The 24,052-nt window shown below is 73.4% G+C and carries 18 protein-coding genes; 3 read left to right on the top strand and 15 right to left on the bottom strand.

Annotated features, from left to right (window positions below; genetic code table 11):
• Positions 1 to 2 precede the first annotated feature (2 nt).
• From QMF80_RS33990 to pyrG, 13 genes are all read right to left on the bottom strand, one after another.
• Entirely contained in the window at positions 3 to 1,022 is a 1,020-nt protein-coding gene (locus QMF80_RS33990; RefSeq protein WP_283460582.1) for an ADP-ribosylglycohydrolase family protein, read from the bottom strand.
• Positions 1,019 to 1,774 carry an NUDIX hydrolase gene (locus tag QMF80_RS33985; protein WP_283460580.1) on the bottom strand — a complete coding sequence of 252 codons (756 nt, stop codon included), beginning with the start codon at positions 1,772 to 1,774 and terminating at the stop codon, positions 1,019 to 1,021. Before QMF80_RS33985 ends, QMF80_RS33990 begins: the two co-directional genes overlap by 4 nt.
• The gene (locus QMF80_RS33980; protein ID WP_283460578.1) at positions 1,771 to 2,955 is read right to left on the bottom strand and encodes an AAA family ATPase; all 1,185 of its coding nucleotides are present in this window, start codon (positions 2,953 to 2,955) and stop codon (positions 1,771 to 1,773) included. The genes QMF80_RS33985 and QMF80_RS33980 overlap by 4 nt, the downstream gene beginning before the upstream one ends.
• Positions 2,952 to 3,551 carry a nicotinamide riboside transporter PnuC gene (gene pnuC / locus QMF80_RS33975; RefSeq protein WP_283460577.1) on the bottom strand — a complete coding sequence of 200 codons (600 nt, stop codon included), beginning with the start codon at positions 3,549 to 3,551 and terminating at the stop codon, positions 2,952 to 2,954. Before pnuC ends, QMF80_RS33980 begins: the two co-directional genes overlap by 4 nt.
• Before the next feature lie 118 nt (positions 3,552 to 3,669).
• Positions 3,670 to 5,292 carry a pseudouridine synthase gene (locus QMF80_RS33970; RefSeq protein ID WP_283460575.1) on the bottom strand — a complete coding sequence of 541 codons (1,623 nt, stop codon included), beginning with the start codon at positions 5,290 to 5,292 and terminating at the stop codon, positions 3,670 to 3,672.
• Positions 5,292 to 5,912, bottom strand: a complete 621-nt coding sequence (gene scpB, locus QMF80_RS33965) for an SMC-Scp complex subunit ScpB (RefSeq protein ID WP_283460573.1) — start codon at positions 5,910 to 5,912, stop codon at positions 5,292 to 5,294. The genes QMF80_RS33970 and scpB overlap by 1 nt, the downstream gene beginning before the upstream one ends.
• Positions 5,905 to 6,960, bottom strand: coding sequence for a segregation and condensation protein A (locus QMF80_RS33960; RefSeq protein WP_283460571.1), 1,056 nt, complete (start codon positions 6,958 to 6,960; stop codon positions 5,905 to 5,907). Before QMF80_RS33960 ends, scpB begins: the two co-directional genes overlap by 8 nt.
• A 296-nt stretch (positions 6,961 to 7,256) precedes the next feature.
• Entirely contained in the window at positions 7,257 to 7,769 is a 513-nt protein-coding gene (locus QMF80_RS33955) for a hypothetical protein (RefSeq protein WP_502962976.1), read from the bottom strand.
• Positions 7,754 to 8,872, bottom strand: coding sequence for a ParA family protein (locus QMF80_RS33950; protein ID WP_283460569.1), 1,119 nt, complete (start codon positions 8,870 to 8,872; stop codon positions 7,754 to 7,756). Before QMF80_RS33950 ends, QMF80_RS33955 begins: the two co-directional genes overlap by 16 nt.
• Positions 8,873 to 9,273: 401 nt before the next feature.
• Entirely contained in the window at positions 9,274 to 10,389 is a 1,116-nt protein-coding gene (gene ald, locus QMF80_RS33945; RefSeq protein WP_283460568.1) for an alanine dehydrogenase, read from the bottom strand.
• Between the two features lie 152 nt (positions 10,390 to 10,541).
• On the bottom strand, positions 10,542 to 12,506 hold the full coding sequence (locus QMF80_RS33940) for a tetratricopeptide repeat protein (protein ID WP_283460566.1): 1,965 nt from the start codon (positions 12,504 to 12,506) through the stop codon (positions 10,542 to 10,544).
• A 330-nt stretch (positions 12,507 to 12,836) separates the two neighbouring features.
• On the bottom strand, positions 12,837 to 13,463 hold the full coding sequence (locus QMF80_RS33935; protein ID WP_283460564.1) for an NUDIX domain-containing protein: 627 nt from the start codon (positions 13,461 to 13,463) through the stop codon (positions 12,837 to 12,839).
• A 98-nt stretch (positions 13,464 to 13,561) separates the two neighbouring features.
• The gene (pyrG, locus tag QMF80_RS33930; protein ID WP_283460562.1) at positions 13,562 to 15,211 is read right to left on the bottom strand and encodes a CTP synthase; all 1,650 of its coding nucleotides are present in this window, start codon (positions 15,209 to 15,211) and stop codon (positions 13,562 to 13,564) included.
• 413 nt (positions 15,212 to 15,624) lie between these two features.
• Here pyrG and QMF80_RS33925 point away from each other — a divergent pair, with 413 nt between their 5' ends.
• The 3 genes from QMF80_RS33925 to QMF80_RS33915 all read left to right on the top strand — a co-directional run bounded on the left by QMF80_RS33925 (position 15,625) and on the right by QMF80_RS33915 (position 20,659).
• Positions 15,625 to 17,430 carry a glycoside hydrolase family 15 protein gene (locus QMF80_RS33925; protein WP_283460561.1) on the top strand — a complete coding sequence of 602 codons (1,806 nt, stop codon included), beginning with the start codon at positions 15,625 to 15,627 and terminating at the stop codon, positions 17,428 to 17,430.
• A 178-nt stretch (positions 17,431 to 17,608) separates the two neighbouring features.
• Entirely contained in the window at positions 17,609 to 18,991 is a 1,383-nt protein-coding gene (locus QMF80_RS33920; protein ID WP_283460559.1) for an FAD-binding oxidoreductase, read from the top strand.
• 36 nt (positions 18,992 to 19,027) lie between these two features.
• Positions 19,028 to 20,659 (top strand): PucR family transcriptional regulator, encoded by a 1,632-nt coding sequence (locus QMF80_RS33915; protein ID WP_283460557.1) that lies wholly within the window; start codon positions 19,028 to 19,030, stop codon positions 20,657 to 20,659.
• Between the two features lie 123 nt (positions 20,660 to 20,782).
• On the opposite strand, the gene QMF80_RS33910 is transcribed toward QMF80_RS33915, so the two are convergent.
• Positions 20,783 to 21,886, bottom strand: a complete 1,104-nt coding sequence (locus tag QMF80_RS33910; protein ID WP_283460555.1) for a glycosyltransferase family 4 protein — start codon at positions 21,884 to 21,886, stop codon at positions 20,783 to 20,785.
• A gap of 166 nt (positions 21,887 to 22,052) precedes the next feature.
• Complete coding sequence (recN, locus tag QMF80_RS33905; RefSeq protein WP_283460554.1) at positions 22,053 to 23,819, bottom strand: DNA repair protein RecN; 1,767 nt, start codon at positions 23,817 to 23,819, stop codon at positions 22,053 to 22,055.
• Positions 23,820 to 24,052 lie beyond the last annotated feature (233 nt).

Raw genomic sequence — 24,052 nt, 5'->3', positions numbered from 1 at the left:
CCTCAGGCGTCCCAGAGGGCGCCGAACGCCAGGAGTTCCTCCCGGTACTCGATCCGACCCTCCCACGCACGCGGCCAGACGTCCGCCCCGAGGTGGGCGCCCGCGAAGGCGCCCGCCAGGCAGGCGATGGAGTCCGAGTCGCCCGCCGTGCAGGCGGCCCGGCGCAGGACGGTCAGCGGGTCCTCGGGGAAGAGCAGGAAGCAGTGCAGGGCGGTGGCCAGGGCCTCCTCGGCGATCCAGCCGTCCCCGGTGGTCAGGCAGGGGTCCGTCTCCGGGGAGGGCTCGCGCAGGGCGGCCGACAGCCGGTCCAGGACGGCCAGGCACTCGTCCCAGCCCCGCGCGATGAAGGACTCGGCCGACGCGTCGGACGGGGTCCGCGTCCACAGGTCGCCCAGCCACCGCTCGTGGTAGCGGGTGCGGTTCTCCAGGGCGTACGAGCGCAACTGCCCGACCAGGCCCGTCACCTCGGCGCCCCGCGCGAGCAGGTACACGGCCCGTGCGGTGAGGTCGGAGGCCGCCAGGGCGGTCGGGTGGCCGTGGGTGAGGGCCGACTGGAGCTGGGCCGCGCCCGCCCGTTCCTCCTCGGTCCAGTCCGGTACGAGCCCCACCGGCACCACCCGCATGTTCGCCCCGCAGCCCTTCGACCCGAGCTGGCTGGCGTCGCGCCAGTCCCGCTCGGGGGTCTTCAGCAGCTGGCAGGCGACCATGCACGTGCGGCCCGGGGCGCGGTTGTTCTCGGGCGAGCGCCACCACTCGACGAACTCCTCGCGGACCGGGCCCGCGAGCCGCAGCGGGCCGATGCGGCCGCGCCCGGCGGCCGTCCGTATCCCGCGGGACAGGGCCAGCGTCATCTGGGTGTCGTCGGTGACGATGGCCGGGCGGGGCAGCTCCATCTCCCGCCAGGGGCCGGTCTTGGCGAGGATCGACGGTACGTCGTTGAACTCCGTCGGAAAGCCCAGCGCGTCCCCGAGGGCCAGGCCCATCATGGCGCCCGTGGCCGCCCGTTTCCTGGTGGTGGTCATCGTGAGTGTCCTTCCGAGGGTCGCAGCAGGGGTGGGTGGAGGGCGGTCGCCGGTCCGGCCCGGTAGAGCGCGGCCGGTTTGCCGCGGCCGCCGGTGAGCCGGGCGGCGCCCGGTACCGCGTCGACGAAGCCGGGGGTGGCGAGCACCTTGCGGCGGAAGTTGGGGCGGTCCAGGGTGGTGTCCCAGACGGTCTCGTAGACGCCCTGGAGTTCCCCGAGGGTGAACTCCGGCGGGCAGAAGGCGGTGGCCAGGCAGGTGTACTCCAGCTTCGCGCCGACCCGTTCGCGGGCGTCGGCCAGGATCAGCGCGTGGTCGAAGGCGAGGGCCCCGGCCGTTCGGACGGCTTCCGTCACCGGCACCCAGCGCGCGCGGTCCGCGTCCCCGCCGCCCGCCTCGGCGGGTTCGGGCAGGTCCGGGACCAGTGCGGCGAAGGCGACCGAGACGACCCGCATCCTCGGGTCGCGGTCCGGTTCGCTGTAGGTCCGCAGCTGCTCCAGGTGCAGGCCCTCGACCAGCGCCCCGGACAGCCCGGTCTCCTCGGCGAGTTCGCGGCGCGCGGCTCTCTCGGCGGACTCGCGGGGCAGTACGAATCCGCCGGGCAGCGCCCAGTGCCCCGCATAGGGTTCCTGGCCGCGCCGGATCAGCAGGACGTGCAGCAGGCCGGCCCTTACGGTGAACACGGCGAGGTCCGCGGTGACGGCGAAGGGCTCGAAGGCGGACGGGTCGTACCCCTCGGGCTTCGGCGCGCTCACCGGCGCTCCGCGACGCGCGCGTGGTCAGGCGGGCGAGTCGCGGGCAGCGGGTCCGCGGGCAGTGGGTCCGCGGGCAGCGGGTTCTCGGGCAGCGGGTCCGCGAAGTGCCAGCCCTCCGCGAGGAGTTCGTCCACCGCAGCGACCGCCGTCTTCAGCCGTTCCTCCCGGTCCCCGCCGACGACCAGGAAACGCTTCCCGGTGCGCGTGAGTTCCTCGTGGAACCGGCCGGTCATCCAGGGGCGCAGCCGGGGCCCGTCGCGCAGGCCGTCGTCCTCGAAGGGGACGTCCTCGTGGTCGGTGAGCAGGTACAGGTCCCGCCGGGGGCCGGCCGCGGCGATCTTCTCGACCTCTTCACTGCGCTCGCCCGTGTAGCGCTCGTGCCAGACCCCGGTGGCGAAGGAATCGGTGTCGCAGAACAGCACCGGTGAGCCGGTCCGGGCCGCCGCTTCCTCGTCGGCGTCCTGGCGGCGGGCGATCAGCGGGAACTCCGCGGAGGCGAACTCCGCGTCGGCCCAGTCCGCCGCCGGATCCGCGGCGCGCAGGGCCGCCAGTTTCTCCTCGCTGTAGGTGCGCCCGTACTCGGCGACCCAGCCCGTCCCCGCCCAGATCCCGCCCCGGCGCCGGTAGTGCGCGGCAAGGGCCCGGGAGAGGGTGGTGGTGCCGGTGGACTCGGCGCCGAGCACGACGACCCGGCGGGCGAGGGCCGCCCGGACGCCCGGGCCGAGGAACTCCCAGGAGCCGACGGGGTCGGCGCGTACGGCCGTCCCGGACACCGGGAAGAGGGTGCGGGCGGGGTCGACGAGGACCTCCTCGGCGCCGAAGCGGCGGGCCAGTTCGGCGCCGTACTCCTCGGAGGTGAAGACGGCGTCGACCGGTTCGCCGACCGCGCCCCGGAAGACGGCCATGTGGGCCTCCCAGACGGCCGGGTCGTACAGGTCCACGGGGATGTCGTCCACCGCGCCCACCACCCGCGCCCCGGGGTGCGCCTCGCGCATCCAGGCGACCCGGTCGGCGAGCGGTACCGATTCGACGGAGGCCGCGCAGACCAGGACGGTCAGCCGTTCGCACCGGGCCTGGGCGGTCCGTACGAGGTGGTGGTGCCCCGCGTGCGGCGGGTAGAACTTCCCGAGCACCAGCCCGTGCCCGTAGCGCCGTCCGGCGCCTTGCGCGTACGCCGTCATGCCGTCGCTCCCGCGGTCTCGGTACGGGCGCCGGGCGCGGCCAGGGTGCGGCGCCAGCCGACCAGGCCCGCCACGCACAGGGCGAGGAAGCCGACGTACAGCGCGGAGGTCAGGTACAGCCCCTTGTACGCGTACAGCGGGATGTAGACGAGGTCGGCCGCGATCCACAGCCACCAGGACTCGACGAGCTTGCGGCACTGGCCGTAGGTGGCCATGAGCGAGAGGGCGGTGGTGAGCGCGTCCCAGAACGGGACGGTGGAGTCGCTGACCCGGTCGAGCAGCAGGGTGAGCCCGAGGGTCCCCACCACCCCCGCCGCGGCCAGCCAGGCCCATTCGGCGCGCGTGGTGCGGCGCACCGGCAGGGCCCCGGCGGCTCCTGGTCCACCCCCGTGGGTCCAGGACCACCAGCCGTAGGCGGCGAGGGCGATGAAGACGATCTGGAGCCCGGCGTCGGCGTAGAGGCCCGCCTGGGCGAAGAGCACGATGAAGAAGATGTTGTTGGCGATGCCGATCGGCCAGTTGGCGACGTGCTGCCGGGCCACCAGCCAGACGCACAGGGCGCCGGTGGCGAAGCCGAGTACCTCGGTCCAGCTCATGACGGACCCCCCGCTCTCTTTATAGTCACCCTGACTATAAAGGCGGAGGGTCCCGTCGGGCAAGCGAAAAGCCCGCGGCGCCGAGGGCGTCGCGGGCTTTTCCAAGCGAGGGGACCGACTACAGGCCGACCTCGCGCATGAGCATGCCAACCTCGGTGTTGGTCAGGCGGCGCAGCCAGCCGGACTTCTGGTCACCCAGCTCGATCGGACCGAAGGCGGTCCGGACGAGCTTCTCCACCGGGAAGCCCGCCTCCGCCATCATGCGGCGGACGATGTGCTTGCGGCCCTCGTGGAGGGTCACCTCGACCAGGTAGTTCTTGCCGAGCTGGTCGAGGACGCGGAAGTGGTCGGCGCGGGCGTAGCCGTCCTCCAGCTCGATGCCGTCCTTGAGGCGCTTGCCGATCTCGCGGGGCAGCGGGCCGGTGATGGCGGCGACGTACGTCTTCTTCACGCCGTACTTCGGGTGCGTGAGGCGGTGGGCCAGCTCACCGTGGTTGGTGAGGAGGATGATGCCCTCCGTCTCGGTGTCGAGCCGGCCGACGTGGAAGAGACGCGTCTCACGGTTGCTGACGTAGTCGCCGAGGCACTGACGGCCGTCCGGGTCCTCCATCGTGGAGACGACGCCCGCGGGCTTGTTCAGCGCGAAGAACAGGTACGACTGGGTGGCGACGGTCAGGCCGTCCACCTTGATCTCGTCCGACGGCTGGACGCGCTTGCCCTGCTCCAGCACGATCTCGCCGTTGACCTCGACGCGGGACTGCTGGATCAGCTCCTCGCAGGCGCGGCGCGAACCCATGCCCGCGCGGGCCAGTACCTTCTGCAGGCGCTCGCCCTCCTCCTCGGCACCCGGGAAGGTCTTCGGGGTCTTGATCACGGGCTTGTCGGCGTACCGGTCGCGCACGCGCTCCTCGATCCGCGCCTCCAGCTCGCGCGGCTTGGACTGGCCGCTGCGGCTGCCGGGGCCGCTGCGCGGGCCGCCCGCGCCGCCGATGCCGGGGGTCCTGGAGGTCTTGGGGCCGCCCTTGGCGCCACCGCGGGCCGAGGTGCCGCGGGCACCGCCGCCGCGGTTGGCGTCGGCCGCGCCGCGGGCACCGCCGCCGCCCGCCTTGGCACCGCCGCGGCCGTTGCGCTCGCCCTCGGGGCCGACGTCGTAGCGGCGCTCCTCGGGGCGGGGGTTGCGGATCCGGGGCGCGGGCGCCTGGTCACGGTCGCGCGAGTCGGAGCCGCCCTGGTAACCGCCCGAGGAGGAACCGCCCTGGTAACCGCCCGAGGAGGAACCGCCCTGGTAACCGCCACCCGAGGAGCCCCCACGGGAGCCGCCGCCCTGGTAACCGCCACCGGAGGAGGAACCCCCGCGGGAGCCGCCACCCTGGTAACCGCCGGAGGAGGAGCCGCCGCGGGAGTTGCCGCCGCCCTGGTAACCGCCGGAGGAGGAACCGCCCTGGTAACCGCCACCGGAGGAGGAACCCCCGCGGGAGCCGCCACCCTGGTAACCGCCACCGGAGGAGGAGCCGCCGCGGGAGTTGCCGCCGCCCTGGTAGCCGCCGCCGGAGGAGCCGCCGCGGGCGCCGCCGCCGGAGGAGGATCCTCCGCGGGCGCCGCCGCCGGAGGAGCCCCCGCGGGAGCCGCCGCCCTGGTAGCCGCCGCCGGAGGAGGATCCTCCGCGGGAGCCTCCGCGTCCGCCTCCACCGCCGCCGCTGTTCCTGTTACCGCCGCCGTTGCCGTTGCCGCTGCTTCGCATCAAAGTTCCGTCGTCTTGTCGTCTTCATCGGTGTCCGGTGCGTCCGGATCGAACGACGGCACACCCTCCAGCGTCTCGGCTTCGATCGCGTCCGCCTCGGGGAGGAAGGGCGCGAGCTCCGGGAGCTCGTCCAGGCCGCGCAGGCCCATCCGCTCCAGAAAGTAGTTCGTCGTCCTGTACAGGATCGCACCTGTTTCGGGTTCCGTCCCCGCCTCGGCCACCAGACCGCGCTGCAGGAGGGTCCGCATGACCCCGTCACAGTTGACTCCGCGCACCGCCGAGACCCTCGACCGGCTCACCGGCTGGCGGTACGCGACGACGGCCAGGGTCTCCAGTGCCGCCTGGGTGAGGCGGGCCTGCTGGCCGTCCAGCACGAAGGCCTCCACGGCCGCCGCGTACTGCGGCCGGGTGTAGAAGCGCCATCCCCCGGCGATCAGCCGCAGCTCGAAGCCCCGGCTCTGGCGGGTGTACTCGTCGGCCAGCTCCCGCAGGGCGGCCGCGACCTCCCGCGGGGTCCGCTCCAGCACCTTGGCCAGGTGCGCCTCCGTCGCGGGCTCGTCGACGACCATGAGTACGGCCTCCAGCGCGGGCCCCAGCTCCAGTTCTCCCACGTCACTCATCCCGCGTGCCTTCCCCGATCCGGTCGAACTCGTCACTGACGGCCGCGGCGCCCTCCGCGCCGCCCTCACCGCCGCTCCAGCGGACGGTGAGCGTCCGCAGGGCCTCCTCCTGGTCCAGGACCACCACCTTCTCGCGGTACAGCTCCAGCAGCGCCAGGAACCGCGCCACCACCGTGAGGGTGTCGGCGGTGTCCTCGGTCAGCTCCTGGAAGGTGGCCTCGCCGCGGGCCCGCAGGATCCGTACGACGACCTCCGCCTGCTCGCGGACGCTGACCAGCGGGGCGTGGATGTGGTCGACGTACACCTCGGGCCTGGCCCGGGGCCGCATGGCGTTGACGGCGATCCGCGCGAAGCCCTCGGGGCCGATGCTGATGACCACGTCGGGCAGCAGTTCGGCGTGGTGCGGTTCCAGCCCGACGGTCCGGGGGTGGCGCCTTCCCTCGCTCTCGGCCCGCTCCTCGAAGATCGCGGCGATGCGTTTGTACGCGCGGTACTGGAGCAGCCGCGCGAAGAGGAGGTCGCGGGCCTCCAGGAGCGCCAGGTCGGCCTCGTCCTCCACCTCGGCGACCGGCAGCAGCCGGGCGGCCTTGAGATCGAGGAGGGTGGCGGCGACGACGAGGAACTCGGTGGTCTGGTCGAGGTCCCAGTCGGGGCCCATCGCACGGATGTGCGCCATGAACTCGTCGGTGACCCGGGAGAGGGAGACCTCCGTGACGTCGAGCTTGTGCCGCGAGATCAGCTGGAGGAGCAGGTCGAAGGGACCCTCGAAGTTGGCCAGCCGCAGGGTGAACCGCCCGTCGGGCACCCGCGCCCGCCCGTCGGCGTCCGGAACCCCGGGGTCCGCCGGCCCCGCTCCCCCCGGCCCACCGGGCTCGTGAGGGGCTTCCTGCGGCCCTCTGGGCCCCTCGGGGGCCTCCAGGGGCTCCGGGGAGCCCGCTTCCGCCGGGAGGCCCTCAGGGGCCGCGGCGGGTTCGGGTGCGGCGCGGCCGGGTCCGCGGCCCAGGCTGCGGCGGGCGGGACGGCCGGGCTCGGCGGTCGAGGGAGGCATCGCGGTCCAGAGGTACGGGAGCGGGGGGCGTGACCCCCATGCTGCCGCCTCCACCCGGCGGAACCGCTCAGGCGTGCCCCGAGCGGGGCGGGCGTACGGCGGGCCCGGGCGCCACCGGGGCCCCTGAGCGGGCCGGGGCGGGTGGCGGACCCGGGAGACGCCGGGTCGGGCGGAGCCGCGCCGGGCGGGACCTGCGGGCGCCGGGTCGGCGGACCCGGCGGTGGGACGGCGGACCCGGCGGTGGGACGGCGGCCGCCCCGCACAGGGGGCGGCGTGGGCCGGGGCGGGCCGGGGCCTCAGCGGCCGCGGAGGCGGCGGACCAGGATGCTCGCGTCCCCGCGGGACTCCAGGTCGGCCAGGACGACCGCCACCGCCTCGCGCACGATCCGCCCGCGGTCCACCGCGAGCCCGTGCTCGCCGCGCAGCACCAGCCGGGCGTGCTCCAGGTCCATCAGCTCCTCGGCGGAGACGTAGACCGTGATCTTCTCGTCGTGCCGCTCGCGCCCGCTCGGCCGCCGGTTCGCCCCGCGGCCCTTGCCCCGCCGCGGCTCGCTCCCGTTGGCGGAAGCGCCGTTGACTGAACCTTCCTGCGGCCTGCGCGGAGCGCCCACCACGGGCTCGCCTTCCCGGCTGCGCCCCTCCGCCCCCGCGTCCTGCGCGGTGGCGGTGTGCTCCGACCGGGCCGACGTACCGCCCGCGGCCGTGGCCGCGTCCTCGCTCTGGCGTCGCGGCGAGGACGACTGGAGGGCCATCCCCCCGGTCGTACGGAACAGTTCGTCGGCTCCGGGCAGACTCACTCGGCGGGACACCGGGCGAGCACCTCCCTGGCCAGCTGGCGGTAGGCGGCGGCGCCGACGGAGTTGGAGGCGTACGTGGTGATCGGCTCACCGGCGACCGTGGTCTCCGGGAAGCGCACCGTACGGCCGATGACCGTGTGGTAGACGTGGTCGTCGAAGGCTTCGACAACGCGCGCCAGCACCTCGCGGCTGTGCACCGTACGGGAGTCGTACATCGTGGCGAGGATGCCGTCGAGCTCCAGCTCCGGGTTGAGCCGCTCCTGGACCTTCTCGATGGTCTCGGTCAGCAGCGCCACCCCGCGCAGCGCGAAGAACTCGCACTCCAGCGGCACGATGACCTTGTGAGCCGCCGTCAGGGCGTTCACGGTCAGCAGACCGAGCGAGGGCTGACAGTCGATCACGATGTAGTCGTAGTCGGCCATCAGCGGCTTCAGCGCCCGCTGGAGCGTCGACTCGCGCGCGACCTCACTGACCAACTGCACTTCGGCGGCGGACAGGTCGATGTTGCTCGGCAGCAGGTCCATGTTCGGGACCGCCGTCTTGAGCAGCACATCGTCGGCCGACATGCCCCGCTCCATGAGCAGGTTGTAGACCGTCAGGTCGAGTTCCATCGGGTTCACGCCGAGACCCACGGACAGCGCGCCCTGCGGGTCGAAGTCGACGAGCAGCACGCGGCGCCCGTACTCGGCGAGCGCGGCACCCAGGTTGATGGTCGACGTGGTCTTGCCCACGCCGCCCTTCTGGTTGCACATCGCGATGATCTTCGCCGGACCGTGGTCGGTCAGCGGGCCCGGGATCGGGAAGTACGGCAGCGGCCGTCCGGTCGGGCCGATCCGCTCCCGGCGCTGACGGGCAGCGTCGGGCGCGAGGGTGGCCGCGTACTCGGGGTCGGGCTCGTACTCGGCGTCGGGGTCGTAGAAGTGCCCTTCGGGCACCACGTCATAGTCGGCGAAACCAGTGGGCTTTTCGCCGCTCAGGTCGCCGGCCCTGGAGTTCACGTCTAGGCCGTCCATGCTCTTTTGGGGCGTCGTCAGGTGCTGGTGGTTTGCGAAGGTGCGTACCGCGACGGAGCCGACCGCTTCGAGTCCGACCGGACCCTGGGCCCGCGCCGGCATCCCCGCGTGACCACCTCCAGGAGCAAATGTCGACTCATTCACAAGTCGTCTTACCTCCTTGGACGTGACCAGGACACTTATCGATACGTCAGCGTGGCACCATGCCGACGGTTGGCGACTCTATGGCGTGTCACCGCTCCGCAGCAACACAATCCGCCGGACCCGCCGCGTTGTGTCGGCAACCGAACAACACTCTGTCAAGGGCGTGCGGGCTGTCGCTGCGAAGTTTCACAGGTGCGCGAAACGGTTAAAGGGTTACGTTCGAGGCGAGTTGAGCGGCATCCCGGCGACCCGCGATACGCCTCCGGCCGGACCTTGGCGACAAGGTCCGGCCGGATACGTGAGATTGACGTCAGTCGTTGACGGGAAGCCGCCAACCGATGCCGACCGCGCGTGTCGGATCAGCCGAGCAGGGTGCTCAGCTCAAGCGTCGGCAGGCCGTGGGCCTCGGCGACGGGGCCGTAAACGACCTGGCCGTCATGGGTGTTGAGACCCAGCGCGAGCGCGGCGTCGCGACGCAGCGCCTCGACCCAGCCGTTGTTCGCCAGCGACACGATGTACGGCATCGTCGCGTTGGTGAGGGCGTAGGTGGAGGTGTTCGGGACCGCGCCCGGCATGTTGGCGACGCAGTAGAAGACCGAGTTGTGGACCGGGAAGGTCGGCTCGGCGTGGGTGGTCGGACGGGAGTCCTCGAAGCAGCCGCCCTGGTCGATCGCAATGTCGACAAGGACACTTCCGGGCTTCATCCGGGACACCAGCTCGTTGGTGACCAGCTTCGGGGCCTTCGCACCCGGGATGAGCACCGCGCCGATGACGAGGTCGGCCTCGAGGACGGCCTTCTCCAGCTCGTAGGCGTTGGAGACGATCGTCTGGATCTTCGTCCCGAAGATCTTGTCGGCCTCGCGCAGCTTGTTGATGTCGCGGTCGAGCAGGGTCACGTGGAAGCCCATGCCGATGGCGATCTGCGCGGCGTTCCAGCCGGAGACGCCGCCGCCGATGACGACGGCCTTCGCGGCCTGGGTGCCGGGGACGCCGCCCGGGAGGATGCCGCGGCCGCCGACCGAGCGCATCAGGTGGTAGGCGCCGACCTGCGGGGCCAGACGGCCCGCGACCTCGGACATCGGGGCGAGCAGCGGGAGCGCGCGGTTGGCCAGCTCGACCGTCTCGTACGCGATCGCGGTGGTGCCGGACTCCAGCAGCGCGTCCGTGCACGCGCGGGAGGCCGCGAGGTGCAGGTACGTGAAGAGCGTCTGGTCCTTGCGGAGGCGGTGGTACTCCTCCGCGATGGGCTCCTTGACCTTCAGCAGCAGGTCGGCCGTGGCCCAGACCTCGTCCGCGGTACCGAGGATCTCGGCGCCCGCGGAGACGTACTCGGCGTCGGTGATCGAGGAGCCGACACCGGCGTTCCGCTCGACGAAGACCTGGTGGCCGTTACGGACCAGCTCATGCACGCCGGCGGGCGTGATGGCGACCCGGAACTCGTTGTTCTTGACCTCGCGGGGGATGCCGACCTTCATCGTCGATCACGGTCCTTGGCTCAGGGGATTAACCGGGGTACTTCCATACATACCCGCCCACAAGAACGCGCAACGGGATGCACCACGGGATGCCGCGGTGAACCCAGTCTAATGAAGGATGACTCGCTGTCTAGCCTTGCAAACGAATAATCTTAGTCGGAACCACTACGGATTTCGCAGGCTGCGGGGTCATCTCCCAGCAATCTGTCGGCTGCGGCCCGGTGCAGCCTGGCAGCGGCGGGGTCGCCGAGCCGGTCCAGCGTGTCGGCCAGCCGGACCTGGAGCGCGGCCTGCAAGCGCAGGTCGCCCGCCTTGCGCGCCAGCTCGACCGCCTCGCGGCAGGTGTGCAGCGATTCCTCCGGCCGCCCGGCGTACTCGCGCACCCGGGCCATCTCGCTCAACGCCTTTGCCTGGCCCGGCACATCGGCCAGTTTCCGGTAGCCCGCCGAGGCCGCCCGCCAGCTGCGCAGCGCGTCCCCGTAACGGCCCGCGTAGGTGTGCACGTTGCCGAGCCGCCCGTACAGCCTCGCCTCGTCCGCTCGCTCTTCCCTCGCGAGCGCCTGGGAGAGCGCCCGACCGAACCAGTCGGCGGCCCGGTGCCAGTCCCCCAGCTCCTGGTACGCGCCACCTACGGATTCCATCGCGCGGCCCGTCGCGTACGGGTCGTTCGCCGCCCTTCCGGCGTGCAGCGCGGCCCGGTACCGCTCCAGCGCCTCGTACGTACGTCCGGTTTCGGCGTCCAGGTCGGCCAGGTTCAGCAGGGCGGCGGCCCGCTCGCGGTGCAGCTCGCGGCGTTCGGCCACGTCCAGGACGAGCCGGTGCAGGCCGTACAGCTCGGGCGCGGCGGCGGCCGTGCCGCGGTGGTCGACCAAGGCCCGGACGAGAGCGGCGACCAGTCGGCGGGCCAGCGTGTCCAGCTCGCCGTCGGCGACCGCCAGCGCGGCGGCGGCGGTCAGGGAGGGGAGCCTGCTGTCCAGCCAGCGGGCGGCGGCCCGGCGGTCCGGGAAACGCAGGGTGCGGGGCAGGCCGTCGAGCTTCTCGCGTACGGCGTCCTCGTCACCCTCCGCCATGGCCCGGCAGGAGTGCAGCAGGCGGACCGTGCGCTCCAGCATCCTGGCCCGGGCCAGCTGGACCTCCGCGGAGCGCTCCTTGGCCTCCAGGAGCGCCTGGAGCAGCGGGGCGAGGCAGCCGGGGAGCAGGTACTGCCCGTCGGCCGCCGGGCGTACGAGCGCCAGCCCGGCGAAGTCCTCCAGCGTCGACTGGGCCGCGGCGACCGAGCAGCCCGCGAGGGCGGACGCGGTGTGCGAGTCGACCACCCCGGCGGGGGCGAGCGGAAGCAGCCGCAGGGTCCGCTGGGCGGGCTGCGGCAGGGACTCGTAGACCAGCCGGAAGGCGCGGGCCAGCGGGCCGGAGTTACTGGCGGGCATGTCGTGGAGCTGCTTGGCCACGTCGGCGACGGCGGCCTTGGGATGGGCGGCCAGATAGCCCCCGGCCAGGGCCAGCGCGGCGGGCTGGCCCCCGCAGGCCTCGGCGAGCGCGTCGGCGGCGCGGGGGTCGGCCGTGACGCGGGTGGATCCCATGCGCTGGGCCAGCAGCTCGACGGCGGAGGGGGTGTCGAGTCCGCCGAGGGTGCAGGGGCGGACATCCGGAATCCCGGTGAGGGGACCCTCGGCGGTCACCAGCACGAGGCACTCGGGGGTGTCCGGAAGCATCGCGTCCACCTGGTGCGGGTCGGCCGCGTCGTCGACGAGCAGGATCATCCGGCGGCCGGTCAGCGCGGTGCGCAGGGCCGAACTCAGCTCGTCCTCGGCCGCTCCGGCCGGGGTGGTCCGGCCGAGGCCCTCCAGGAGGGTGCGGACCGCGCGCTCGGTGGCGACGGTCTCCCCGCCGGGCGCGGTGAGGCGCACCCTGAGCACCCCGTCGGGGTAGTCGTCGGCGATCTCCCGCACGAACGCCTCGGCCAGTGCGGTGCGGCCGGAGCCGGGGCGCCCGGCGACGAGCAGCACCCGCGCTCGGGGCGCCTTTGCCTTACGGCCGGAGAGGGTGTCGAGCCCGGTCCTGGCGATGTCCTCGCGCAGCTCCTTGAGCTCGCGCCTCCGCCCGACGAAATCCGTCACGGATCCGCTCCTCTCCCTGCCCTCGGGGATCCCGAGAGTAGTTCACGCAGAGCGACGATCCGGGTGGAGCGCGGCGGACAAATCCCCCAATCGGATCAGCGGATCGTCACACCACCCCTCCCCGGAGCCGCCGGACCGCAGACCCCGGCGGCAAGCCATTCCAGCCCCGCCGGCGTTTGAGGCGCCGCTGGAGGCCCCACGAGCCGCGGGACCGGGCTCGGCCCCGGGAACACACCGGCCGCCCGAGCCCCCAAGGGCTGCCCCCGGCGGCGCGAGCCGCGGGCCGGGGCTCGGGTCGACCCGGTGGCGCCCCGCGGGCACCGGCCGGGGTCAGGACTCGTACGGCCGGGCGGGCCACGGGGCGTCGGCCGGGCGGAGGGCGGACAGCCCGCCACCCGCCATCGCGGCCGACAGCGCCAGCACCCCCGTCACCAGCCCGGGATTGCCCAGCTCTCCCGCCAGGACCCCCCGCACCAGCTCCCCCAGCGGCACCCGCGCCAGCTCCATGTCCGCCTCCTCGTCGGAGACGGCGTACCGCTCACCCTCGGCCTCCGCCAGGTCCCGCGCCAGGAAGATCCGGATCGCCTCGTCCGACCCGCCGGGCGAGGCGAAGAAGTCGGCCAGCACCGACCAGGACCCCGCCTTGACGTGGGTCTCCTCGTACAGCTCCCGCTGCGCCGCGTGCAGCGGGTTCTCCGCGGTCACGTCCAGCAGCCCGGCCGGCAGCTCCCACAGCCGGTGCCGCACGGGGTGCCGGTACTGGCGCAGCACCAGCACCCGCTCCTCCTCGTCCAGCGCCAGCACGCACACCGACCCGGGGTGCACCTGGTAGTCGCGCCGCACGACGGCCCCGTCCGGCATTCGGACCTGGTCGGACCGGACCGCCGTCTTCGCGCCCTCGAACGGGGTGCGCCCGGCGACGACCTCCCACGACTCCCCCGCGTCAGTGATGCCCATGGCAGTACCCTCCCGAGAAACGCGACAGCCGGGGCACGATCCGTGCCCCGGCTGCCTACGTTATCGACCACTGGGCGGTCGACCGTCCCGCTGCGCCGCTACGCGCCCTGCTGGCGCGCCACGGCGGCCTTGACCAGGCCCGCGAAGAGCGGGTGCGGGCGGGTCGGGCGCGAGCGCAGTTCCGGGTGGGCCTGGGTGGCCACCAGGTAGGGGTGCACCTCGCGCGGGTACTCGACGTACTCGACGAGCTTGTTGTCCGGAGAGGTACCGGAGAAGACGAGGCCCGCCTTCTGCTCCAGCTCGCCGCGGTAGGCGTTGTTGACCTCGTAGCGGTGGCGGTGGCGCTCCTCGACGTACGGCTGGTCCTCATAGACCTCGCGCACGATCGAGCCCTCGGCGAGCTTCGCCGGGTACATGCCCAGGCGCATGGTGCCGCCCAGGTCGCCCGCGCCCTCGACGAAGGCCAGCTGCTCCTCCATCGTGGAGATCACCGGGTGCGGGGTGGAGGCGTCGAACTCGGTGGAGTTCGCGTCCTCGATGCCCGCCAGGTTGCGCGCCGCCTCGATGACCACGCACTGCAGGCCCAGGCACAGGCCGAGCAGCGGGATCTTGTTCTCGCGGGCGTAGGTAATCGCGCCCACCTTGCCGTTGACGCCCCGGTCGCCGAAGCCGCCGGGCACGCAGATCGCGTCCACGTCGGCCAGCTGCGCCGCGGCGCCGGCCGGGGTCTTGCAGTCGTCGGAGGTGACCCACTTGATCTCGACGCGGGCCTTGTTGGCGAAGCCGCCGGCGCGCAGCGCCTCGGTCACCGACAGGTAGGCGTCGGGCAGGTCGATGTACTTGCCGACGAGCGCGACCTTGACCTCGTGGTCGGGGTTGTGGACCCGGTCCAGCAGGTCCTCCCACACCGTCCAGTTGACGTCGCGGAACGGCAGGTCGAGCTTGCGCACGACGTAGGCGTCCAGGCCCTCGGTGTGCAGGACCTTGGGGATGTCGTAGATCGACTTGGCGTCGATCGCGGCGACCACCGCGGCCTCGTCGACGTCGCACATCAGCGAGATCTTGCGCTTGATGGAGGTGGGGACCTCGCGGTCGGCGCGCAGCACGATCGCGTCGGGCTGGATGCCGATGTTGCGCAGGGCCGCGACCGAGTGCTGGGTGGGCTTGGTCTTCAGCTCGCCGGAGGGGCCGATGTAGGGCAGCAGCGAGATGTGCACGACGAAGACGTTGTCGCGGCCGACCTCGTGGCGGACCTGGCGGACGGTCTCCAGGAACGGCAGCGACTCGATGTCGCCGACGGTGCCGCCGACCTCGGTGATGACGACGTCGACGTCCGCGGTCGCCATCCGGCGGATGCGGTGCTTGATCTCGTTGGTGATGTGCGGGATGACCTGCACGGTGTCACCGAGGTACTCGCCGCGCCGCTCCTTGGCGATGACCTGCGAGTAGACCTGGCCGGTGGTGACATTGGCCGAGCCGTCGAGGTCGACGTCGAGGAACCGCTCGTAGTGACCGATGTCCAGGTCGGTCTCGGCGCCGTCGTTGGTGACGAACACCTCACCGTGCTGGAACGGGTTCATCGTGCCGGGGTCGACGTTCAGGTAGGGGTCGAGCTTCTGCATCGTGACCCGCAGGCCCCGCGCCTTCAGCAGCGCACCCAGGCTGGAGGCCGTCAGGCCCTTGCCGAGGGACGAAGCGACACCCCCGGTGACGAAGATGTGCTTGGTCGTCATGGATTTGGGCGGCATCGCCAAGAGGGGGCTCCCGTGGTCGCGAGGTGAGTGAGTCCGACGCCTTCCCCGGGTCCGCGAGGGAGTATCCGGGGGCGTCGAAGCTGCGGTTTCGGGGTTCCTGATTCGCACAGGCAGACCACCGGTCCACGGGGTACCAGCCTATCAGCGACCCGGACAGTCCGCCTCCGGCCGCGTCCGCGCCACGCCCCGCGCGGGCCGTGGGGCCGTCCCGCGCACGATCCTCTGCATGAACCCGTATGCCCGTTGGCAGGGGCAACACCCGTCACTCGTTTGGCTGAGGCATATTCTTCCAAGACTTAAGGAGATCACTAGGGTGCCGTCATATCCTGCTCGGATATCACTCAGCGGGAATCGCACAACGCAAGCGCCCTTCGGGGCGGACGTGGCCGTTCGACTGGAGATCCAACGTGTCCGGGCGCATCGAGGATTACGCACTGATCGGGGACATGCAGACCGCCGCGCTGGTCTGCCGGGACGGCTCGGTGGACTGGTTGTGTCTGCCACGTTTCGATTCCCATGCCGTCTTCGCGGCGCTCCTGGGCACCGAGGACCACGGGTTCTGGCGCATCGGCCCGGCCTTCCCCCCCGGGGGTGAGGCCCCGAGGGCCAACCGTCGCCGGTACAACGGCGACTCCCTGGTCCTGGAGTCCGAGTGGGACACCCCGCGCGGCACGGTCCGGGTGATCGACTTCATGCCGCCGCGCGAGGACCACGCCCCGCAGCTGATCCGCATCGTCGAGGGCGTCAGCGGCCGGGTGCCGATGCGCTCGGCCCTGCGCATGCGGTTCAGCTACGGCCGGGTCGTGCCCTGGGTGCACAAGGTGGACGCCCGGATCGTCGCCGTCGCCGGTCCGGATTCGGTCTGGCTGGACACGGACGCGGAGACCTACGGCAAGGACCTCACGACGTACGCCGACTTCACCGTGGCGCCCGGCGAGCGGATCGCCTTCTGCATCAGCTGGCAGCCCTCGCACAAGGAGGCCCCGGAGACCCCCGACGCCGAGGCGGCGCTGGAGGCCACCACCGGGTTCTGGCGCGAATGGGTCGACCAGTGCACGTACCACGGGCCCTACCGGGAGGCGGTGGTCCGCTCGCTGATCACCCTCAAGGCGCTGACGTACGGCCCCACGGGCGGCATCGTGGCCGCGCCGACCACCTCCCTCCCGGAGGAGATCGGCGGCGTCCGGAACTGGGACTACCGCTACACCTGGCTGCGCGACGCCGCGATCACCCTGTCGTCGCTGCTGCGCACCGGCTACCGCGCGGAGGCCGCCGCCTGGCGCGAGTGGCTGCTGCGCGCGGTGGCGGGCGACCCGGAGAACCTGCAGATCATGTACGGGATCGCGGGCGAACGGGAACTGGGCGAGACCGAGCTGGACTGGCTGCCCGGTTACGAGAACTCCACGCCCGTCCGCGTCGGCAACGGCGCGGCCCACCAGCTCCAGCTCGACGTGTACGGCGAGGTCACCGAGGCCCTGCACCTGGGCCACATGACGGGCCTCGCCCGCAACGACTACGCGTCGCTGCTCCAGCTCAAGCTGATCCGCTACCTGGAAACCCACTGGAACGAGCCGGACGAGGGCATCTGGGAGGTGCGCGGCCCGCGCCGCCACTTCGTGCACTCCAAGGTGATGGCCTGGGTGGCCGTGGACCGCACGATCAAGCTGATCGAGAGCGGGGACGCGGACGGCCCGCTGGAGCGCTGGCGCGAGCTGCGCGACGAGATCCACCAGGACGTGTGCGAGAAGGGGTACGACAAGGAGCGCAACACCTTCACCCAGTCGTACGGGTCGAAGGAGCTGGACGCCTCCCTGCTGCTGATCCCGCAGATGGGCTTCCTGCCACCGGACGACAAGCGGGTCATCGGCACGATCGAGGCGATCCAGCGCGAGCTGTCCACCACGGACGGCTTCATCCTGCGCTACCCGACGGCCGGTGACGAAGCGGGCGTGGACGGCCTGGAGGGTGACGAGGGCGCGTTCCTGGCGTGTTCGTTCTGGATGGCCGACGACCTGGCGATGATCGGCCGGGTCGACGAGGCCCGCCGCCTCTTCGAGAAGCTCCTGTCGCTGCGCAACGACCTGGGCCTGCTGGCCGAGGAATGGGACCCGGTCCTCCAGCGCCAGGTGGGCAACTTCCCCCAGGCCTTCAGCCACGTCCCCCTGATCGACACCGCCCTCCGCCTGACGGCGAGCGGAGCGTACGGGGGCTAGTGCCGCGGGAGGTGGTGGTGCCCCCGCCTCGGCCTGCCCGCGAGGCAGGCCGAGCCGCACCACCTCCAGCCCCGCCTGCCGGCGAGGCTGTCCGCCTCCCCGCGCCCCGCCGGGCGGCCTCGGGCGGCCCCACCTACGCTGGAAAGGTCCTATGCCCCTCCGCGGAAGGGGGGCGGCCATGACGCCCCGCTCAAAGGCGGGCACGGCTCTCGCCGCGCTCCGCGAGGATCTGTCCGGCGAGGTCTTCGCCCCGGACGATCCCGGTTACGACGGCGCCCGCACCGTCTTCAACAGCATGATCGACCGCCGCCCCGCCGTCATCGCCCAGTGCGAGAGCGAGGCCGACGTCGTCACCGCGGTCCGCTTCGCCCGGGACCTCGACCTGCGGGTCGCGGTCCGCGGCGGCGGCCACAGCGTCGCGGGCAACGCGCTCGGCGACGCCGCCCTCGTCATCGACCTGCGCCGGATGAACGAGGTCACGGTCCACCCCGCCGCCCAGGCCGTCCAGGTCGGCGGCGGCGCCGTCATGGGCGACCTCGACCGGGCCTGCGCCCCGCACGCCCTCGCCACCACCGGCGGCCGCGTCTCCACCACCGGAGTCGGCGGCCTCGTGCTCGGCGGCGGCTCCGGCTGGCTGGACCGCGCCTTCGGCCTCTGCGTGGACAACCTCCTCGGCGTGGACCTCGTCACCGCCGACGGCGAGATCCTGACCGCGACCGCCGAGGACGAGACGGAGCTGTTCTGGGCCCTGCACGGCGGCGGCGGAAACTTCGGCGTCGCCACCTCGCTGACCCTGCGCGTCCACCCGCTGCCCGCCTTCGCGATCGCCCTGTTGCTGTACCCGCCGGAGTCCGGGCCCGAGGTGACCCGGGTCTACCGTGACGTCCTGGAGGCCGCCCCGCCCGAGGCGGGCGGCGGGGTGCTGTTCATGACCGGGCCGCCCGCCCCCTTCGTACCGCCCCAGCTCGTCGGCACCCTGCTGTGCGGCGCGATGGTGACGTACGCGGGCACCGAGGAGGCGCTGCGGAAGGTCGTGCGGCCGCTGCTGGCCTTGGCGCACGAGGCGGAACTGGTCACGGCCATGCCGTACGCCGATTTCCAGTGCATGCTCGACGACCCGCCTGGCCTGCGCAACTACTGGTCGGCGGAGTACCTGACCGGCGCCCCGGACGGGCTGCTGGACGTCTACTGCGCCCGCGCCGCCGCGATGCCGGTCCCCAGCCCGTCCAAGCACGTGCTGCTCCCGCTGGGCGGCGCGATCGCCGACGGTCCGACGGACTACCCGGTTCCGTACCGGAAGTCGCCGTGGGCCGTGCACCCCTTCGCCGTCTGGGAGGACCCGGCCGACGACGACCGCTCCCGGCAGTGGGTCAAGGACGTACGGGCGGACGTCGAGCCGTGGAGCACGGGCGCCGTGTACCTCAACTTCACCGGGGACGAGGGCCCCGAGCGGGTCGCCGCCGGGCTCGGCGCCGAGAACCTGCGCCGACTGGCCGAGGTGAAGGCGCGGTACGACCCCGACAACGTCTTCCGCTTCAACCACAACATCAAACCGGCCTGATCAGGCCGTCCCGGACCCCTGATAGCGTCCCGCGATATGGACAACCAGGGCGGGATCACCGTTCAGCGGGCGCTGGAGCTGCCGGGACTGCGCAGCGGACTGCCGGAGGTCGTGGCGTGCGCGGACCGGCTCGGCCGCACCGTGCGCTGGGTGCACGCGGGCGAGGTGCCCAACATCGCCTCCCTGCTCAAGGGCGGTGAGCTGCTGCTCACGACGGGGCTGGGGCTGGGCAGCCGGCCCAGCGAGCAGCGGGCGTTCGTACGCCGCCTCGCCGACCGGGGGATCGCCGCCCTCGTCGTCGAGCTGGGGCCGCGCTTCACCAAGCTGCCCGCCACGATCGTGGAGACGGCCCGCGCGGCGGGGCTGCCGCTGGTCCAGCTGCACCGCGAGGTGCCCTTCGTCACCGTGACGGAGGAGGTCCACACCGAGATCGTCAACGGCCACTACGCGCTGCTCCAGCGCGCCGAGGAGGTCCACCGGCGCTGTACGCACGCACTCCTCGGCGGTGGCGGGATCCCGCAGGTGCTGCGGATCCTGGCCGACTTCACCGCCAACCCGGTCTTCCTGGAGACCCCCGACGGGCAGCTGCTGTACGCGGCCGCCAGTACGGCGGGCGAGGCCGCGGCCGATCCCCTCCAGGTCTGGGAGGGGCTGCGCGGTCAGCGGGAGGCCGAGCCCTCGGCGAACGTCGTGGTGGTCGACGTACCGGGCGGCGGTCACGGCACCGGGTCGGTGCGGGCGCGGCTGGTCCTGCTCGGGGTCACGACGCCGCTGCTGCCCGTGCACCGGATGGCGGCCGAGCGGACGGCGGGGGTGCTGGCGGTGGTCCTGATGCAGGCCCGCCAGGAGGACGAGCTGGCGGCGCGCGGGCGCGGGGACTTCCTGACCGACCTGGCGGAGGGCCGGATCGGTGCCGAGGACGCCCCGGCACAGGCGCGCGTCCTCGGGTTCAAACCGGGGGCCGGGCCGCTGCTGCCGATCGTGATGCGGCTCTCCTCCGACCTCGGCGCGTCGGGGAACTGGGCGGTCCTCGCCCGGGCCGTGCTGGAGGAACTCGCGGCCGTGGGCGTGCCGGTGCTCCTGGGGGTCCGGCCGGTGGAGGGCCGGGTGCCGCTGCTGGTCTCGCTGCGGGCCGAGTCGGAACGCACGGCGGTCGCGGACCGGGTCGCGGTGGCGCTGCGGGCCGGGGTGGAACGGGCCGGGCTGGAGCGTGCGGGCGCCCCGCCCGCGGTCGTCGTCGGCGTCGCGGGCAGCTGGACCGCGGCCTCCGCGGGGCTGCGGCACGCGGCCGAGACCGCGACGGCGGCGCAGGGCCTCCCGGCCAGGCCGTGGTACGACGCGCGGCGCCTGGACATCGACCTGCTGCTGTGGCGGCTGCGGGAACAGCCGGACCTGGCGGCGTTCGTGGAGCGGGCCATCGGGGCCCTGCGCACCCATGACCTGACGTCCCGGCCGCCGCTCCTGCCGACCCTGGAGACGTACCTGGCGCACGCGGGGCGCAAGGCGGAGACCGCCCGTGAGCTGCACCTGAACCGCCAGACCCTGTACAACCGGCTGGCCCGGATCTCGGAGCTGCTGGGCACGGACCTGGACGACCCGGAGACGGTCCTGTCCCTGAGCCTGGCCCTGCGGGCCCGCCGCCACGTGTCCGCCGCTTCCGCTTCTTGACGCGCGGCGCGCGCCGCTCCGCGGGCGCTCCCGCGGGGAGCGGTCAGGCCAGGGGTTCGGCGCCGGAGCCGGTCCAGTGCACCCGTCGCGCTCGTGCGCCGGGGGCCGAGGGGCGCGGGACGGTCACCGCCCCCAGCGTTCCATCAACTCGTCGTAGACGGACAGCACCTGCGCCACCGTGTCGTCCTCCGACGGCCACGTCGCGGCCTGGGCGCGGCCCGCCTCGGCCAGAGCGGCGCGCCGGGCCGGGTCGGACAGCAGGCCGGACACCGAACGGGCCAGCGCCCCCGCGTCCCCGTAGGGGACCAGGACCGCCGCGTCGCCCACCAGTTCCGGTACGCCCCCGACCTCGGTGGCCACCAGCGCCACCCCGGCCCGCAGCGCCTCCTGCGCCAGCAGTGACCGCGCCTCCCAGCGGCTCGGGAGCACCGCCACATCGGCCGCGGCCAGGAGTTCGACCGCGTCCGGGCGCCGCCCGAGCAGCCGGACCGGGAGGTCCTCGTCCAGGATCCGGCGCGCCAGCTCGGCCCGCAGCGGCCCCTCCCCCGCGATCACCAGGAGCGGTGCGGGGTCCAGGGTCCGCCACTCCCGTGCCGCGTCGAGCAGGACCCCGTATCCCCGGTGCGCCACCAGCGCGCCCACCGCGATCAGCAGGGGCCGCTCCACCACGCCCAGTTCGGCCCGGACCTTGTCGAGGTCGCCCCCCGCCCGCGCCCCCGGCACCGTGACCGGAGCCAGCCGCGCGTCCCGCGCCCCCCGCTCCCGGGCCAGGTCGACCTGGTCGGAGGAAGTGCCCAGGACCACGGCGGCGGCCCGGGCCACCCGGCGTTCCATGAGCCGGGCGAGCCGCCCGAGCGGGCCGGGGGCTCCGGGGCCGCCCCCGTGCCAGGTCACCACGAGCGGCACCCGGTGCCCCCGCAGGGCCAGCGCGGCCCGCATCCCGGCCCGCACCCCGTGCGCGTGGACCACGTCGGCCCCGGCGCAGGCGGCCCGCAGCGCGCTGACGGCGTCGGGCTCGAACCGGGCTCCGGCGCCGGTGAAGTCGTACTCGCCCTCCGCCTCGGCGGGCGCGCACACCGTCACCCGAAGCCCGTGCGCGGCGAGCCCGGTGGCGAGCGAGCGGACGTGCGCGCTGCTGCCCGCCGCGGCGCCGCCGAGGACTTGGACGGTGCGCAGGGGTGGGCGCCCGTACGGCTGGACCGGGACTGGTACCGCGGAGCTGCTCACGGGCGGGGCTCCTGGAGGAGGGAGTCAGGGACGTCGCCCAGGATGCCAGTCCGCACGCGCGTTCCGGGACCATACGGGTGCGGATCCCGTACGACAGCCCGTCACATGTCCCTGACCATCACCCACATGGGCGACGTCCGGCCGTCCGCCGGAGCGCCGCTCGCCCTCAGGCGTCGGCCCGCGCCGTCGCCAGTAGTTCCTCGGCGTGCGCCCGCGCCGTCTCCGAGTCCTCCTGGCCGGCGAGCATCCGCGACAGCTCGCGGATCCGGTCCTCACCCTCGAGGACGGTGACCCCGCTGCGCGTGACCGACCCGTCGTGCGTCTTCTCCACCAGCAGCTGCCGGTCGGCGAAGGCCGCCACCTGCGGGAGGTGCGTGACGACGACGACCTGCGCGGTCTTCGCGAGTTTGGCCAGGCGCCGCCCGACCTCGACGGCCGCCTTGCCGCCGACGCCCGCGTCGACCTCGTCGAAGAGGTAGGTCGGCACCGGGTCGGACCCCGCGAAGACCACCTCGACGGCGAGCATCACCCGGGAGAGTTCACCGCCGGAGGCGCCCTTGGCGATCGGCCGCGGCTGCGCGCCCGGGTGCGGGGCCAGCAGCAACTCCACCTCGTCGGCGCCCGAAGGGCCGTAGGTCACCACCCGGCCACCGACCTCGACCCCGTCGCCCGAGGGGTCCTCGGTCTGCCGGATGTCGATGGTGACCCGCGCGTGCGGCATGGCCAGCGACGCCAGTTCGGTCGTGACGGCGGAGCCGAACCGCTGGGCGGCTTCCGTCCGCGCGTCGGTCAACGCCTGGGCCAGGCCGGACAGTTCGGAGCGCAGCGCGTCGCGTTCGGCGGTCAGTTCACCGATCCGGTCGTCGTCCCCGTCGAGTTCCAGCAGCCGGTCGGCGCCCTGCTCGGCCCATGCGAGTACGGAGTCCACGGAGGCGGCCGAGGTCGCGCCGCGGCCGTACTTGCGGGTGAGCTGGGTCAGCGCGGCGCGCCGTTCCTCGACCGCGGCGAGCCGTAGCGGGTCGGCGTCGAGCCCGTCGGCGTACCCGGCGAGTTCGCCCGCCACGTCGGCGAGCAGGATCCCCAGCTCCCCGATCCGTTCGGCGAGCGCGCCGAGCGCCGGGTCGTGGGCCCGTACGGCCTCCAGTGCCCGGTGCGCGCCCGCGACCATGGTGTTCGCGTCCACGCCCTCCGGGTCCTCCGGATTGCCCGCGAGCGCGGCGTGCGCGAGGGCCGCCGCCGAGGCCAGGGACTCGGCGTGGCCGAGGCGCTCGGCCTCCGCCGCCAGTTCCACGTCCTCGCCGGGCAGCGGCTCGACGGCCGCGATCTCGTCCAGCCCGAAGCGCAGCAGGTCGGCCTCCTGGGCCCGTTCCCGGGCCCGGGTGGTGATCGTGTCCAGCTCACCGGCGACGGCCCGCAGCCGCCGGTGGGCGGCCGCGTACTTCTCCAGCGGGACGGCGACGGCGTCACCGGCGTACCGGTCGAGGGCCTGGCGCTGCCGCGCGGGCCGCATCAGCCCCTGCTGGTCGGTCTGGCCGTGTACGGCGACCAGGTCGTCCGCCAGTTCGGCGAGCAGCCCCACGGGCACCGAGCGGCCGCCCACATGGGCGCGGGAACGCCCCTCCGCGGACACCGTGCGGCTGATCAGCAGGGCGCCGTCGTCCAGCTCGGCCCCGGCCTCCTCGGCCCGCAGGGCGGCGGCCGCGCCGGGCCGCAGGACGATCCGGCCCTCGACGACCGCGGCCTTGGCCCCGATCCGTACGAGCGCCGGGTCGGCCCGGCCGCCGAGCAGCAGGCCGAGGCTCGTGACGACCATCGTCTTGCCCGCACCGGTCTCGCCCGTCACCGCGGTGAAACCGGGTGACAGCTCGACCACCGCGTCGTCGATGACCCCGAGCGACCGTATCCGCATCTCCTCAAGCACGTCCCAGACCATACCGAGGTTTCCCCCGGCCCATGCGCCGCGCCCCGGCGACGGCCGCCGTCCGGGCGGCGCGGGCCGGGCCGACCGGCGGGCGCGGGCGCGATCCGAAAGGGGCGGCCTAGATGATTGATTCCAAGGGGTAGCGGCACGGACGCGAGGGTGTCCACCCTCGATGTGTGACGACCGATATGGACACCCTCGCAACTGCACTGTACGTGCGGGTCGATGACCTTTTGAAGGCCTCG

Source organism: Streptomyces sp. G-G2 (assembly GCF_030063135.1).
Classification (GTDB): domain Bacteria; phylum Actinomycetota; class Actinomycetes; order Streptomycetales; family Streptomycetaceae; genus Streptomyces.
Note: the sequence above shows the minus strand (reverse complement) of the source record. Positions and strands in the feature narration are given on the sequence as shown.

Bases quoted from the DNA above. Each gene is read 5' to 3' on its own strand.
- QMF80_RS33990 (WP_283460582.1), bottom strand. From the start codon at position 1,022: ATGACCACCACCAGGAAACGGGCGGCCACGGGCGCCATGATGGGCCTG.
- QMF80_RS33980 (WP_283460578.1), bottom strand. From the start codon at position 2,955: ATGACGGCGTACGCGCAAGGCGCCGGACGGCGCTACGGGCACGGGCTG.
- pnuC (WP_283460577.1), bottom strand. From the start codon at position 3,551: ATGAGCTGGACCGAGGTACTCGGCTTCGCCACCGGCGCCCTGTGCGTC.
- QMF80_RS33970 (WP_283460575.1), bottom strand. From the start codon at position 5,292: ATGCGAAGCAGCGGCAACGGCAACGGCGGCGGTAACAGGAACAGCGGC.
- scpB (WP_283460573.1), bottom strand. From the start codon at position 5,912: ATGAGTGACGTGGGAGAACTGGAGCTGGGGCCCGCGCTGGAGGCCGTA.
- QMF80_RS33960 (WP_283460571.1), bottom strand. From the start codon at position 6,960: ATGCCTCCCTCGACCGCCGAGCCCGGCCGTCCCGCCCGCCGCAGCCTG.
- QMF80_RS33950 (WP_283460569.1), bottom strand. From the start codon at position 8,872: ATGCCGGCGCGGGCCCAGGGTCCGGTCGGACTCGAAGCGGTCGGCTCC.
- ald (WP_283460568.1), bottom strand. From the start codon at position 10,389: ATGAAGGTCGGCATCCCCCGCGAGGTCAAGAACAACGAGTTCCGGGTC.
- QMF80_RS33935 (WP_283460564.1), bottom strand. From the start codon at position 13,463: ATGGGCATCACTGACGCGGGGGAGTCGTGGGAGGTCGTCGCCGGGCGC.
- pyrG (WP_283460562.1), bottom strand. From the start codon at position 15,211: ATGCCGCCCAAATCCATGACGACCAAGCACATCTTCGTCACCGGGGGT.
- QMF80_RS33920 (WP_283460559.1), top strand. From the start codon at position 17,609: ATGACGCCCCGCTCAAAGGCGGGCACGGCTCTCGCCGCGCTCCGCGAG.
- QMF80_RS33915 (WP_283460557.1), top strand. From the start codon at position 19,028: ATGGACAACCAGGGCGGGATCACCGTTCAGCGGGCGCTGGAGCTGCCG.
- recN (WP_283460554.1), bottom strand. From the start codon at position 23,819: ATGGTCTGGGACGTGCTTGAGGAGATGCGGATACGGTCGCTCGGGGTC.